This window comes from Paenibacillus thermoaerophilus (assembly GCF_005938195.1).
Taxonomy (GTDB): Bacteria; Bacillota; Bacilli; order Paenibacillales; family Reconciliibacillaceae; genus Paenibacillus_W; species Paenibacillus_W thermoaerophilus.
In genome coordinates, this window is the sequence record NZ_VCQZ01000002.1 from 1 (window position 1) to 14,551 (window position 14,551).

12 protein-coding genes are annotated in these 14,551 nt (G+C 62.9%); 3 read left to right on the top strand and 9 right to left on the bottom strand.

From position 1 onward, the window contains the following. From FE781_RS01460 to leuC, 8 genes are all read right to left on the bottom strand, one after another. On the bottom strand, positions 1-1,826 hold a 1,826-nt coding region (locus FE781_RS01460), incomplete at its 3' end, for a dynamin family protein (RefSeq protein ID WP_211346279.1). Between the two features lie 79 nt (positions 1,827-1,905). After that, complete coding sequence (locus tag FE781_RS01465; protein WP_138787868.1) at positions 1,906-2,178, bottom strand: NAD/NADP transhydrogenase alpha subunit; 273 nt, start codon at positions 2,176-2,178, stop codon at positions 1,906-1,908. 5 nt (positions 2,179-2,183) lie between these two features. Beyond that, entirely contained in the window at positions 2,184-2,882 is a 699-nt protein-coding gene (gene nth, locus FE781_RS01470) for an endonuclease III (protein WP_138787869.1), read from the bottom strand. 139 nt (positions 2,883-3,021) lie between these two features. Beyond that, complete coding sequence (locus FE781_RS01475) at positions 3,022-5,802, bottom strand: S-layer homology domain-containing protein (RefSeq protein WP_138787870.1); 2,781 nt, start codon at positions 5,800-5,802, stop codon at positions 3,022-3,024. Positions 5,803-5,844: 42 nt separating this feature from the next. Further along, positions 5,845-6,405 (bottom strand): GerMN domain-containing protein, encoded by a 561-nt coding sequence (locus FE781_RS01480; RefSeq protein ID WP_138787871.1) that lies wholly within the window; start codon positions 6,403-6,405, stop codon positions 5,845-5,847. An 11-nt stretch (positions 6,406-6,416) separates the two neighbouring features. Next, positions 6,417-7,868: an N-acetylmuramoyl-L-alanine amidase family protein gene (locus FE781_RS01485; protein ID WP_138787872.1), complete on the bottom strand. Its 1,452-nt coding sequence runs from the start codon at positions 7,866-7,868 to the stop codon at positions 6,417-6,419. Positions 7,869-8,187: 319 nt separating this feature from the next. Next, on the bottom strand, positions 8,188-8,781 hold the full coding sequence (leuD, locus tag FE781_RS01490) for a 3-isopropylmalate dehydratase small subunit (RefSeq protein ID WP_138787873.1): 594 nt from the start codon (positions 8,779-8,781) through the stop codon (positions 8,188-8,190). A 27-nt stretch (positions 8,782-8,808) separates the two neighbouring features. Further along, positions 8,809-10,233: a 3-isopropylmalate dehydratase large subunit gene (gene leuC, locus FE781_RS01495; protein WP_138787874.1), complete on the bottom strand. Its 1,425-nt coding sequence runs from the start codon at positions 10,231-10,233 to the stop codon at positions 8,809-8,811. A gap of 191 nt (positions 10,234-10,424) precedes the next feature. On the opposite strand from leuC, the gene FE781_RS01500 reads away from it, so the two are divergent. Beyond that, the gene (locus FE781_RS01500) at positions 10,425-11,333 is read left to right on the top strand and encodes a LysR family transcriptional regulator (RefSeq protein ID WP_138787875.1); all 909 of its coding nucleotides are present in this window, start codon (positions 10,425-10,427) and stop codon (positions 11,331-11,333) included. Here the strand turns inward: FE781_RS01500 and FE781_RS01505 are convergent. Continuing rightward, complete coding sequence (locus FE781_RS01505; RefSeq protein ID WP_138787876.1) at positions 11,330-12,127, bottom strand: carbon-nitrogen family hydrolase; 798 nt, start codon at positions 12,125-12,127, stop codon at positions 11,330-11,332. The genes FE781_RS01500 and FE781_RS01505 overlap by 4 nt on opposite strands. Positions 12,128-12,371: 244 nt before the next feature. Here FE781_RS01505 and bioA point away from each other — a divergent pair, with 244 nt between their 5' ends. Next, positions 12,372-13,703 carry an adenosylmethionine--8-amino-7-oxononanoate transaminase gene (gene bioA / locus FE781_RS01510; protein WP_246068005.1) on the top strand — a complete coding sequence of 444 codons (1,332 nt, stop codon included), beginning with the start codon at positions 12,372-12,374 and terminating at the stop codon, positions 13,701-13,703. Then, positions 13,700-14,482, top strand: a complete 783-nt coding sequence (bioD, locus tag FE781_RS01515) for a dethiobiotin synthase (protein WP_138787878.1) — start codon at positions 13,700-13,702, stop codon at positions 14,480-14,482. Before bioA ends, bioD begins: the two co-directional genes overlap by 4 nt. Positions 14,483-14,551 lie beyond the last annotated feature (69 nt).

The window sequence follows — 14,551 nt, forward strand, 5'->3', positions numbered from 1 at the left end:
GCGGCGGCCGGACGCGGCTGCGCCCGCGCGGCGGCCAGCGCGGCCGCGGCGCGGGCCGAATCCGGCCGGACGTAGCCGGCCGGATTCGGCAGCGCGGGCGCGCCAGCCGGCTTCGGCGCAAGCGCCAGCAGCGCCTCGGCGTACCGCGCGTGATCCGCCGCTTGCCGCGCCAGGCAGCGCAGCGCCTCCAGCCGCGGCTCCATCGCCCGCGCGCGCTCGGCGAGCGCGTCGGCGTCGTCCGCGCCGGCATCGGCCGCGAGCTGCGCCAGCGACTCCGCTGCGCTCAGCGCGCGCTTGCGGTACGCGGCCTTCGTCTCGGCGGCCAGATGCCGCGCGAAGTTCAGCGTCGCCTCGCCGGACGCGCCTGCTCCCGCGTGCACCTGCCCGGCGAGCCACGCCGGATCGGGCAGCCAGTCGAGCGCGGAGAGATGCTCGCTTAGCGCAGCCTCCGGCACGCCCGCATCGCGGAACGCGGTTCGCAGCAGCTCGCGCACGTGCCAGACGAGCTGGGCCTTCACCTGTTCGGCGAAGTCGGCGTGCAGCGCCGTCAGCCGCCGCTCGCGCTCGCGTTCCGTCTTGGCCGCGCTCGCGAACCATCCGGCCTTGAAGCTCGGCTGGCGGCTCTCCAGGTACGCTTGCGCCAGCTCGCGCGTGCCTGCGGGCGTGATGTTGGCGTTGTCCAGCAGCTTCGCCAGCTCGCGCTTCACGCCTTCGAGCAGGGCCGAGCCCCGTCCGCCCGCTTCGGCGCCCTGACTCCGCCATTCCGCCAGCCGCTTCACCAGCTCGTCGACGGCTGCCGCCAACAGCTCCGGAGACGGCCGCTCGCCCTCGGCAACGAGCCGGCGGGCTTCCGCATAAGCCGGCAGCCCCTCCTCCGGGGTTTCGCCGTCCGGGTCCGACGTCCGGCTGCCGGCCGCGGAATCCCCGAACGCCGCTTCCGTCCAGGCTTCGCGCTCCCCTTCGGCCAGCGATTCCCGCCAGCGCAGATGCTCGGCGATCAACTGCCGCAACGAGCGGACGGCCGCATCCCAACGAAGCTCCTCGCTCCGTTCCAGCAGCCCCCGCAGCGTCCACAGCAGCTTGTCGCCTTCGTGGCGGGCGTGGCCCGTCTCCTTCAGAGACAGAAACAGCAGATCCGCATACGGGATGTTCCATCCCCGGAACGTCTCCTCTACGCCGCGGCGATACCGCTCGAACGGCACTTCTTCCTCCCGATGCTTGTCGATCATGTTGACGACCAGGTAGACCGGCTTGCCCCAGTCGGCCATCTGCTTCGTGAACACGAGATTCGATTCGGACAACACATGGTTGTAGTCCATCACGTAAAACACGACGTCCGCCAGATGCAGCGTCGACTCCGTCGCCAGACGATGCGCGTCGTCGGTCGAGTCCACGCCGGGCGTATCCATCATCACGATCCGGTCCCCGAACGCCGGCAGCGGCACCGTCAGCTCCACGGAGCGAACCGCCGCCCCGTCCCGGCAGTGAGCCTCCAACTGCTCCAACGGCACGTCCTCGGGCGCTCCGTTCGACTCCCGCCAGATCCGGGCGCGAGGCTCGCCGTTCGATATGGTCACCACGTTGGCGCTGGTCGGAATCGGGCTCGAAGGCAGCAGCTCCCGTCCGCACAACCGGTTGATCAGCGTCGATTTGCCCGCCGAAAAATGACCGCAAAACGCCACCCACAGCCGGTCGTCCCGCCATTTGTCCCCAAGCTGGGCAAGCTTCTCCGGCGTGGCCGCGTCCCCCGCTTCCCGCATGCGCTCGGCGATCGTCCGCAACGCTTGCTCCAACGCCCCCTGAACCGGGGCTCTCTTCGTCGTCATTTCTCTCTCCATCCTCCCCGAACGCAAAAAAACCGGCCCGTCCTGCGTTGGTCTGATGCCAATGCCGACGGCCCGGATATTAGAGCACCGCGACTTCCGCCTCCGGCAGAAGAATCTCGAACAGCTCGCGATGTTGAAGAATGGTGACGTCGCGACCTTTCACCCGCATGACCGCCACGTCCGGCTTCACCCGCATGCGTTCCAGATATTGACCCGGCACCGACCCCGATGCGCTAACCGTCACGCCGTCCACTTCCGTTTCTTCTTCATCCGCGAGAGAAAGATCCAGCACTTTCTCGTAAACGTCGGAGAACACTTGGAAATCGCTCGTATAGACCGCAATACACTTCATTCGTTCTACTCCTCTGCCGGAAGGGTCACTCCCGTTTTTTCCTTAGTTTTCCTGGCTCTTGGCATTTTCATACGTTTCCGCCCTTCGCGGCAGCGCTCCAACAGCGGACAAGCGGGACAATTCGGATTTTGCGCCTTGCAATGGTAACGGCCAAAAAAAATAAGCCGATGATGCGTAATGGTCCACTCGTCCTTGGGCACGAGCCGCATAAGCTTCTGCTCGACCTCCAGCACCGTGTCGTCGGGATCGGCGATGCCGAGCCGCTTCGACACGCGCTCGACATGGGTATCCACCGCGATCGCAGGAACGCCGAACGCGTTGGAGACGACGACGTTCGCCGTCTTCCGTCCCACGCCGGGCAGCTTGACCAGCTCCGAGTGCTCCCGGGGAACTTGTCCGCCGTATTCGTCGATCAGCATTCGGCACAGCTTCTGAATGTTGCTCGCCTTGCTCCGGAAAAGCCCGATGCGCCGGATGTCCTGTTCCAGCTCCTCCAGCGGAACCGACAAGTAATCATGCGGCGAACGGTATTTCACGAACAGATCTCGCGTCACCTTGTTGACCGTCTCGTCCGTGCATTGAGCGGACAACAGCACCGCGATCGTCAGCTCGAACGGATTCGAATGATGAAGCTCGCAATGGGCGTCAGGAAACATACCGCCGATGACATCGAGAATATGCCGCATTTCTTTTTTTGTCACCATGACGCGTCTCCTCCCCGTCTCCTCAGTTTAACGGAGCCGTGCCGTCATTTCAAGTCAGTTTCCGACAAAAAAAGACCGGACGGCGCGCTTCCGCCCGGAAAAAAGGCGCCGCGCCGTCCGGTCCCCTCAACCGCTTGCGTTACGTGCGTTCCAATTCGAGAATTTCGTCCCGCCACACGTAAATTTTGACCGACTGGTTCTGCATCAGGAAGTTCGGATGATATTCCTCCCCGCCCTTGTGGATGCGCGCACCGGGCAGGAACACATAATCCGTCTGCGTATCGGACAACGTCTTGCGGGCCAGCTTCAGCACGCCGGTGTTGCGGTCGTACGACGTAACCGTCCGCGATTCCGCCGTGAAGACGATCATATGGGCGTTGCCTTCGGGATCGAGCGTCGCTTCGACCCGGTCTCCCGGCGACAATTGGGACAGCGAGTTCAGGACCGAGCCGGACCGGTAAATCCGGGTCGTGCCCTTGATCTCCACCTGCTTGACTTCCCCGGCGGACGTACGGACCGACAAGATGCCGCTTGCGGCGTCGACGGCCGTCACCTCGCCCCGGACCGGCGTGAGAATCACGATGGATTCGAGCGTATCGCCGAGGAAGCGGAGCGCCACGGGTTCCCTCGTTTTCAGGTTGTCGAACGTCAGTCCCGTCCGCCCGGCCTGCTCGATTTTCACCGAGCTGCCGACCAGATAAGTCGACGTCGCGCCGCTGCCCGCTTCCATCACCACGATGCTTGGCGTCGCGCCGGCATAAAGCGGTTTTTTCAAGTCGGCCACGCGGTATACGATCTCGCGGCGAACGATTACCGAATCGACCCGATCCTGCGCCGCGTTCAACTGCACGCGCACTTCGTCGCCGATCTGCAGATCGGAGAGGCTGCCCGAGCTTTTGCCCGGGATGCGCACGTATGCGTAGTCGGCCAGCTTAAACGTGACGTATTCCCCGTCCGCCGCATCCTGCAGCGTAATCTCGCGCGTCTGCGAGTCGTAGCGGAACAGCGTGCCCTCGTAGGCGGTCGACATCTTCACCTGCATGACGGCACTGGCGTTGACCGTCAGGTCGACGCGTTTGCCGTTGGCGAAGATCGTGCCGAACTGCGCGAGCGGTATGGTCTGGCCGTTGTACTGCAGAACGGTCGAATCCGTCAGGGCGTAAGCGGCCGGCGTGCCGTCCGCGCGTTTGACGGTGAGCACTTTGTCTTTGTCGCTGTAGCTCAGGATGGTCACCTGGCGGATGACGGTCAGGTTCCGTTTGATGATTTCGATTTTGTTGATTTTGTTTTCGCTGATTTCCAGCCGGACCTGGTCGCCCTCCAGCAGATCCGTATAACGAAGCTGCACGCCGTTGTAATACGTTTTGACGTTGTCGGCGACGGCGTAAGTGCCGTAGGTGCCGTCCGCGCGCTCGACCGTCAGCAGCTTGTCGCCGCCGAGAACCAGCTTGCCCGTCTCCACGATCTCGACGACCTGCTTCAGCACGTCGATGCTTTCGATGACGCTGTCGCGCACGGCGACAACCACCGTGTCGCCTTGGCCGAGACGCTCGGCTTCCAGCGGCTTGCCCTTCGCGAAGATGGACACCGTGTCGGACAGCGGGAACGTCTCGACGCCGGAGCTTGTCCGAACCGACAATTTGCGATCCTGCAGGTTGACGTTTTCGACCGTTCCGTTCAGATCTTTGTTCAGCGGAAGCTGCAGCACGACGAGCCGGGACGGCTTGGCTCCCGGAATGCCGACGACCTGTTCCAGGCTGACGACGGTTCCTTTCGGCAGCAGCGCGATGTCCATGCCGGCTCCGTCGGTATTCACCGCGATCACGTTCGGATCAAGCTGGATGGTCAACTGCTGGTTGTCCGCTGTCGCCAATTTGATATTCAACGTATTCAGATCCAGTTCCACCAGCTTGCCTTCGGTTTTCTTCGTTTGCAGCTCGGCGGACAGCCGTTCGACGTAATAGGCGACGCCGTCTTCCACGAGAGCGTACACCGGATGGCCGGGCCGCAGATCCGAGGTCGAGATCGATACCGAATTGGCCTGCTCGTCGTAAAATTGCGGCTCCTGGCCGATCCGCCACTCCTGCAGGCTGCCGGACTCGTCGTATACACGCATCGTCAGCGTATCCTTCCAGCCGGCAAATACCCCTTTGCGCACCTTGGCGTTCGGCTGGGCCAAATATTTCTCGCTGCGGCCGAGGAAAGCCGCCATCTGCGCGCGCGTCACCGTGGCGGCGGGACGGAACGTGCCGTCTTCGAAGCCGGTGACGATGCCGAGCTTCACCGCCTCGGAGACGTAGCCGATATAGTCGGAGCCGATGCTTCCGGCGTCGGCGAACGATTCCGCACCGTCGGAACCCGCTTCCGCTTCCGCCGTTTTGCCCAGCGCGCGGATCACGACGCGGGACACCCATTCGCGGGTAGCGGGCTGGTCTCCCCACGGCTTGCTTTTCTCGGCGAGCGCGATGTTCGTCTCCCGGCCCAAATCGATCCACTTCGAGTCGAGCGCCTGCACCACATAAGGCTTCGCGTCGGGACGAACCTCGATCGGCATGACGACCTCGAGCTTGTTGGCGAGCGCTTCGTCTTCCAGGCCGAGCAAACGCACGATCATGATCAGCGCGTCCTGGCGGGAGACGGGGCTGTCCGGGTTGTACCGGCCCTGGTCGTCCCCGCGGACGATATCCTGAATGGCAAGCTTGGCCACATGCTTAACCGCCCAATGATCCGCTCCCACATCTGGAAACCGGCTGCGCGGCGCCTGCAGGGCCTTCACTCCGGATTTCGACGCCACGGCCGCTTCGGCCGCGGCCGTCCCTTCTTGGACGGTCACTTGCGCGAACGCGGCTTGTCCCCATAAAAGAGTCGTCACGGTTACGATTCCCGTGACGCGTTTTGCCAGTAGAAGGTTCCGTTTCAACCTGATTTCTCCTCTCGGCGTGTCGCCTTCTGTTTACGATGATCAATCGGTTCTTTTCATCGGATACGGAAGCTCTACGTGACCCATCAAGCTGTCCGTTTTTTCTCCGCCGACCGTAATTTCCACCTGGTCGATGTCGGAGAATTGGAAAAACAACTTCTTCAGCGCGTCGACCAGCAGCAGTTCGCCGCCCGAGCCCAGCCGGCCCTCGTCCTTGATGGCGACGTCCAGCTTGAGCACGGAACCCGTCTGGGAGATCGAGCGGACTTCGATGGCAGCCGCCAGCGGCACCCCTCCGCTCTCGGGTTTTTGCGCCATGGCGGCCAGCCCGGCCTTGACAAGTTCCGCCGTCGTGCCCTTCGGCACGTTGACGGTGCGTTCCACCAGCTTCTCGATGTTGGCGTCGCCATCGTAGACTTTCACGGCCACCAGCCCGGGCGTGGCGGTCGGCGCAGCGGAGGGCGGCGGAGAGACCGTCGCGCCCGCGCCGGCGTTGACGCTGGCGGTCGGCTGCGCCGACGGTTCCGCCTTGCCCCCGCCGCAGCCCGCCAGCACGGCGATCCCGATCGCGGCGGCCGCTATCGCGGCGATACGTTTGTTCATCGTGTACCTCCTTAGCTCAGACCCAGATATTCCCGAATTCCGGCGACGATAGCCGCAGCCACCTGGCCGCGGAACGCGTCGTCCGCCAGCTTCGCTTCGTTGTCCGGATTGTCCAGATATCCGACCTCCAGCAGCGTGGAGGGCATGGTCGTATAAGTGATGACGCGGAAGTTGTTTTTGCGGACGCCCCTGTCGGCGAAGCCTGTGGCCGCCACCAGATGCTTGTGCATGATTTTCGCGAAATTCAGGCTCTGGTCCGTGTAATAATAAGTCTCGGTTCCTTGCACTTTGCCGTTGTACTTGTTGGCATGGATCGATACGAACAAATCGGCTTGGATCGAGTTGGCCAGCTCGACGCGTTCGTCCAGCGTCGGATATGTATCTCCGTCGCGCGTCATCACGACTTCGATGTTTTTGTCTGCCGCAAGCAGACTCTGAACTTTATTCGCCACAGCCAAATTAAATTCCTTCTCCTGGAGGCCGAGATTCGGCGAGGACGCTCCCGGGTCCTTGCCGCCGTGGCCCGCGTCGATCACGACTTTATACCGGGGAGCGAACAAAGAGAAGACGGCCCGGTTCGCTTCTCTCGCTTCCTCCCGCAGCCGGGCGTTCGAAGCCTTGAGATCCAGCACGATTCTTACTTGGTCCTTCGTGTACTGGGAATAACGGATTTTGCCGATCCAGTCGGATTTCGGTTCGATCTCGCCGCTTGCCCCCGCCGTCCGGCCGTTCACTTCCGAAGCCAGCCGGCTGCCGGGCAGATCGATCACAACCCGCGAAGGATTCGACAGGTAAAATACGTTCGGCTCCAGCTTGCCGCTGCCGGACTTGATCTCCAGCTTGTCCCCCGCCGCCTCAATCGCGTATACCCCTTCCGGCTGGACCGCGGGCGTCGGCGCAGCCGACGGCTTGCCCGACGGTTTGGGCGTTGCGCTCGGCTTCGGAGTCGCGGTCGGCGATGGGGTCGCAGACGGCTTGGGCGTTGCGCTCGGATTTGGCGTCGCGGCGGGCGTCGGCGTCGGACTTGCCTTGGCGACAAGCGATACCGTCCGCGTCCAGTCGTCCCACAGCACCAGCATGCCGAAACGTTCCGCTACGAAACGGACGGGCACCATCGTCGAACCGTCCTTGATCATCGGCGGAACTTCCAACTGTACCTGCGATCCGTCGACCGTGACCGTCTTGCGGTCGACGTGCATCGTGACCACCTTGTTCGGCATCCGGACGTCCACGCGCCTCTCGTTCGGGTCCCACTTCACTTCCGCTCCCAGATGTTCGGCGATCGCCCGAACGGGAGCGAGCGTGCTGCCGTCGACGATGATCGGCGGAACTTCGGGGTTCAGCCGTTGCCCGTTAACGAACAGTTTGACGTCTGTGCTGACGGCGTAAGCCGCTTCCGTGTCGGCCGGATGCGATAACCATGCTGCCGCTAAAACCAATAAAGCCACACACCACTTTCTCATACGTCACCTCGTCACCAAAATAGTCCGGCCGGGCTTCGCGCCCCGGAGAACAAGCCCTCTCCGATTCCGGGCCGCCGGGAGGGCTTGTCTGCTTATGCATGGATATAGACGCAAAATTCGCCAAAAAGTTGCGAGTTTTTGGCATGAAATTCGCCGTTTCCCGCTACGGACCGGCGCAGGTTGTCGGTTGCCGGAACTTTTCGCCTGCCCGGGGAATGTGCAGCGCCGGCGGTATTCATCCCGGGCCGCACCGCAAAAAAGCCGCCCGGTTGCCCGCTCCTATCGGAACGGGCTCCGGACGGCCGTATTCGCCCTCCGTTTAGCGGGCGGCTCTTTTTGCCTCGTAAGCGGCGATTTTGTCTTCGTGCTGCAGCGTCAGCCCGATATCATCGAGGCCGAGCAGCAGGAACTGGCGGCGGTGTTCGTCCAGATCGAACGAGATGTTCAGGCCGAGGTCGTCGGTGATCGTTTTGTTTTCCAGATCGACCGTCAGCTTATAGCCTTCGTTGGCGGCCGTGCGCTGGAACAGCTCTTCGACCTGCTCTTCGCTCAGCTTGATCGGCAGGATGCCGTTCTTGAAGCAGTTGTTGTAGAAAATATCCGCGAAGGACGGCGCGATGATGACGCGGAAGCCGTAGTCCTGAATCGCCCACGGCGCATGCTCGCGGGAGGAGCCGCAGCCGAAGTTGGCGCGCGAGATCAGCACGGACGCGCCTTGATAGCGCGGCTGGTTCAGGCTGAACTCGGGAATGACTTCGCCTTTGGAATTGAATCGCCATTCGTAGAACAGGAACTGGCCGAAGCCCGAGCGCTCGATCCGTTTCAGAAATTGCTTGGGAATGATGGCGTCGGTATCGACGTTTACGCGGTCGACCGGTGCGACCAAGCCGGTGTGGGTTTTAAAAGGCTCCATGTCTCTATCTCCTTCTCACGCAGTCTGTTAAGCTTCCTGCTTGACTTTGAAATCCCAGAAGCGCACGTCGGTGAAATGCCCCTTGATGGCGGCGGCGGCGGCCATCGCCGGAGAGACGAGGTGCGTGCGTCCGTCGCGGCCCTGACGGCCTTCGAAGTTCCGGTTGGACGTCGAGGCGCAGCGTTGTCCGGGTTTCAGCACGTCCGGGTTCATCGCGAGGCACATCGAGCAGCCCGCGTCGCGCCATTCGAATCCGGCTTCGATGAAAATTTTGTCCAGTCCTTCTTTCTCCGCTTGCGCTTTGACGCGTCCGGAGCCCGGCACGACGATCGCCGTGACGTTCGGCGCGACCTTGTAGCCTTGGGCGACGGCGGCGGCGGCGCGCAGGTCTTCGATCCGCCCGTTCGTGCAGGAGCCGATGAACACGTAGTCGATCGGAATTTCCGTCATCGGCGTGCCCGGCTTCAGGCCCATGTATTCCAGCGCTTTCTGGGCGGCTTTGCGCTCGTTTTCCGTCGGGAAGTCGTTCGGGTCCGGCACGCAGGACGTAATGTCCGTGCCCATGCCCGGGCTCGTTCCCCAGGTGACTTGCGGAATCAGGGTGTCCGCGTCGAATTCGACGACGCGGTCGTACGTCGCGCCTTCGTCGGTCACGAGCTGCTTCCACTCTTCGACGGCCTTGTCGAATTCCGCGCCTTTCGGCACGTAGTCGCGTCCGCGCAAATATTCGAACGTTTTCTCATCCGGCGCGATCAGGCCGGCGCGCGCGCCCGCTTCGATGGACATGTTGCAGACGGTCATGCGTTCTTCCATCGACAGGTTGCGGATCGCTTCGCCCGTGTATTCGATGACGTAACCCGTCGCGAAGTCGGTGCCGTATTTGGCGATGACGCCGAGGATCAGGTCTTTCGCCGTGACGCCCGGATTCAGCTTGCCTTTGATGCGCACTTCCATCGTCTTCGGTTTCGCTTGCTGCAGACATTGCGTAGCCAGGACGTGTTCGACTTCGCTCGTGCCGATGCCGAACGCCAGCGCGCCGAACGCGCCGTGCGTCGAGGTGTGGCTGTCGCCGCACACGATCGTTTTGCCCGGATGCGTCAGGCCGACTTCCGGTCCCATGACGTGCACGACGCCCTGGTCGATGTGGTTCAGGTCGAACAGCGTGATGCCGAAGTCGGCGCAGTTTTTGGCCAGCGTGTCGATCTGCTGCTTGGAGATCGGGTCCGTGATGTTGAAGCGGTCTTTCGTCGGCACGTTATGGTCCATCGTCGCGAACGTCAGATCCGGACGGCGAACTTTGCGGCCGGCCATACGCAAGCCCTCGAACGCCTGAGGGCTCGTCACCTCGTGCACGAGGTGCAGGTCGATATAAATGATGCTCGGTTTGCCTTCTTCCGAATGGATGACGTGATTGTCCCAAATCTTCTCGATAATCGTTCTTGGCTTAGCCATCGTTCTCACCCCATGAGATGAATAAGTGCGTCTCTGTCTTTACCCTCATCCTACCATGTTCATCTTCATTGATCCAAGATATAATATCTATAAACACGATAGGTACAGACTATAAGAGGGCCGCCCGCCGCCGCCCTTGAACTACTTCGAAGCGTTCGTCCAAAATTCCGCTTCCCGAGGAGAGATGCGTGTTGGAACTTCGACAATTGCTGTACACCGTTCAGATCGCCCAGGAGAAAAACTTCTCCCGGGCCGCCGAAAAGCTTCATATCGCCCAGCCGTCGCTCAGCCAGCAGTTGTCCAAGCTGGAGAAGGAAATCGGCGTGCTGCTGTTCCAGCGGAGCACCAACTCGGTGGAGCTGACCCACGCGGGCGCGGTGTTCGTGGAAAAAGCGCAAAAAATTCTCGATCTCGTCGACCAGCTTCACAAGGAAATGGACGACATCGCCCAAATGCGCAAAGGCCGGCTGACCGTCGGCAGCCTTCCCATCACGGGCGCGCATATATTGCCTCTGGTCCTGCCGGCCTACCGTTCCCGGTATCCCGAGATCGACGTCACGCTTGTGGAGGAATCGACCGCCCGGCTGGAGCAATTGACGCTTGCGGGCCAGACGGAGATCTCGCTGTTGACGCTTCCTCTGCTGGACGCCACGCTGGACTTCGAACCCGTCTTCGAGGAAAACATCGTGCTCGCCGTTCCGCCCGGCCACCGTCTGGCCGCCGAAGTCTCCACCGGCCGCGAGATCGCGGTGGAGGAACTGGAGCACGAGCCGTTTATCGTGCTGAAGAAAGGCCAGGGCTTCCGCCACATCTCGCTGGAGCTGTGCCGCAAAGCCGGATTCGAGCCCCGGATCGTGTTCGAGTCCAGCAACATCGAGACGGTCCAGTCGCTTGTCGCGACCGGCATGGGCATCGCTTTCGTTCCGTCCATGATCGCGCGCGCCGAATGGAGCCGCTTCGCCCCGACGATTCTGCCGCTCGCAGGCAAGCCTTCGCGGCAGATTGTCGTGGCGTACAAGCACGGCCGGTACTTGTCCAAGGCCGCCCGGGCGTTTATCGCCACGGTGCGGGACGTGCTCAGTCCCGGCGCGAGAGCTTAATACAGCGACGGCCGCCGGTCTTCGAACACCGGGATGCGTCCGCGCACGTCCTCGACCAGGCCGAGGTCGATCCGGCCGCGGACGATGCATTCCTGCTCCCCGCCCTCGGCGACGATCTCGCCCCACGGGTCGACGATCATCGAATGGCCGAAAAACGCCGTGCCGCCGCTGACGCCGACGCGGTTGCAGGAGACGACGTACATTTGATTCTCGATCGCTCTCGCCATCTGCAGCGTGCGCCAATGGTGCAATCGCGGATGCGGCCATTCGGCCGGCAGGAACAGCACGCGCGCGCCGCCCAGCGCCAGCTTGCGGGCCAGCTCCGGAAAGCGGATGTCGTAGCAGATCATCATGGCCGCCGGCACGCCGTCGAGCTCCAGCGTTCCCGGCTTGTCTCCGCTCTGCAGGTATTTCTCCTCATCCATCAGCCGGAACAAATGGATTTTGGAGTAATCGGCCACCTCCCTGCCCTCGCGGTCGAACGCATAGATCGTATTGTACACGCCGCCCGTCCGCTTCTCCGCGATCGAGCCGCCGACGATATGGACGCCGTACGTTTTGGCCAGTCCCGACAGCAGCTCCCTCAGCGTCCGCCCTTCCGGGTCGGCCAGCTCGTGAATGCGGTCAAGCGCGTACCCCGTATTCCACATCTCCGGAATAACCAGCACGTCGGGCCGCTCCGATCCCTCCATCGCCTCGCGCGCCATGCGCCGAACCGTTTCGACGTTGCGTTCCGGTTCGCCGATCTTCACGTCCATTTGCAGCAGCGCGATATTCCAAGCCGATTGCGACATGTTTCTCACCTTTTTTCGCGATAATGGAATTCAATCATTATAAATCGTTTGTCGGCCGGTTGCCAAGCGGTTTCGTCCCCCCGCCCTTCCGATCCCCGCTCCCGTTTCCTTTACAGGTTATGATTGCCTCTGCTAGAATGATCGTTGAATTGTCAACCTTAATGATTCATGAAAAGTTGACAATCGAACGGTTAAAAACGGGGAGTGAACAGGGTTGGCTACGACGTATCAGCAGCTCGCCGCCATGGACAAAGCCTTTTTATGGCATCCTTTTACCCAGATGAAAGACTACAACAACTCCGATCCGCTTATTATCGAGAGAGGCGAAGGCGTCAAGCTGTACGACGTGCAGGGACGCGGCTACTATGACGGCTTCTCGTCGGTGTGGCTCAATGTGCACGGCCATAACGTGCCGGAGCTCAACGAAGCGATCGTCGCCCAGCTCGGCCGCGTCGCCCACTCGACGCTGCTCGGCATGGCGAACGTGCCGGCCGTCGAGCTTGCCGCCAAGCTTGCCGCTATCGCCCCCGAAGGGCTGAACAAGGTGTTTTACTCCGACTCGGGCGCGACCGGCGTCGAGATCGCGCTGAAGATGGCTTTTCAGTATTGGCACAACCGGGGACAAATCGGGAAGCGCTCGTTTATTACGATGAACGAAGCGTATCACGGCGATACGATCGGCGCAGTCAGCGTCGGCGCGATTCCGCTCTATCACGAGGTGTTCCGGCCGCTGCTGTTCCCGTCGCATACGGTTCCCTACCCCTTCCCGTACCGCCACCCGGGCGGCGCGGAAGGGGCGGTGGAGACGACGCTCTCCGAGCTGCGCAAGCTGCTCGAGGCGAAGGCCGGCGAGATCGCCGCGCTGATCGTGGAGCCGATCGTGCAGGGCGCCAGCGGCATCGTCGTGATGCCGGAAGGCTGCCTGCGCGAGATCGCCGCGCTGTGCCGCCAGTACGACGTCCTGCTGATCGCCGACGAGGTGGCGACCGGGTTCGGCCGTACGGGACGGATGTTCGCCTGCAATCACGAGGACGTGTCGCCCGACCTGATGGTCGTCGGCAAAGGGCTGACCGGCGGGTATCTGCCCGTGGCCGCCACACTCGCCACCGACGAGATTTACGATGCGTTCTACGCCGATTACGAGGAGCGGAAGACGTTTTTCCACGGCCACTCCTATACCGGCAACCCGCTCGGCTGCGCCGTCGCGCTCGCCAGCCTGAAGCTGATGGAGGAACGCCGCCTCGTCGAAAGCGTCGAGGCGAAGGCCGCGCTGGTAGCGCGCAAGCTGGCCCCGCTGGCCGATTGGCCGCATGTCGGCGATATCCGCCAGAAGGGGCTGATCGTCGGCATCGAGCTGGTCCGGAACAAGGCGACGAAAGAGCCTTACGACTGGGCGGAGCGCATCGGCGTACGCGCCTCGCAACGCGCGCGGGAGCTGGGCATGCTGACGCGGCCGCTCGGCAACGTCTGTGTCTTCATCCCGCCGCTGGCGAGCACGGAGACGGAGCTGGATGAGATGACGGACATTCTCGCCCAGGCGATCCGCGATGTGACCGAAGGCGGGTGGGACGGATGAGCGGCGTTCGCGGCCTGTTCGTTACCGGCACCGACACGGGCGTCGGCAAAACGGTTATCACCGCCGCCATCGCGGCGGCGCTGCGGGAGGCCGGCGCCGGCGTCGGCGTCTGGAAGCCGGTGCAATCCGGCGAGCCGCTCGGCAGCGGACGCACTGACGCGGAGCGGTTGCTGCGCGGCAGCGGCATCGACGAGCGGCCCGAGGCCGTCGCGCCGTATACGTTCGGCGCGCCGCTGACGCCTGTGCTCGCCGCGTCGGCCGAAGGCGTGCGGTTGACGACGCAAGCGCTTCGCGCGGCCGGCGAGCCGCTGATGGCCCGCTACGAGGCGCTGCTGATCGAAGGCGCGGGTGGCGTCGCCGTACCGCTGACGGAGGACGCGCTCGTGGCGGACTGGATCGCGGAGCTCGGCACGCCGGCGCTGATCGTCGCCCGCTCCGGGCTCGGCACGATCAATCATACGCTGCTCACCGCCGAGATGCTCCGTCAGCGCGGCGTTCCGGTCGCGGGCGTCGTGCTTAACGACGGCGCGCCCGGCTGCTCTCCGGCGGAAGGCGCCGGACCGGACGATCATGCGGCGCAAGGCGGCGGGCTTGGGGATCGCCCGGACCCGGACCCGAGCGCAGCGTCCAACGCCGGGATGATCGCCCGCTACGGCGGACTCCGGATCGTGGGAAGATTCCCGCCCCTCCGCGGCGAGCCGAAGCCCGCGCAGCTTGCGGGCATCGCCCGCGAGGCGTTGGATATTCCGTACCTTTTAAAAACGCTTGCTTTTACATAAAACGCATGTGCGCATCGGCCACATGAATCAGGGGGAGTGAAGCGGCGATGATCGCAGCGGTTTCCCGGC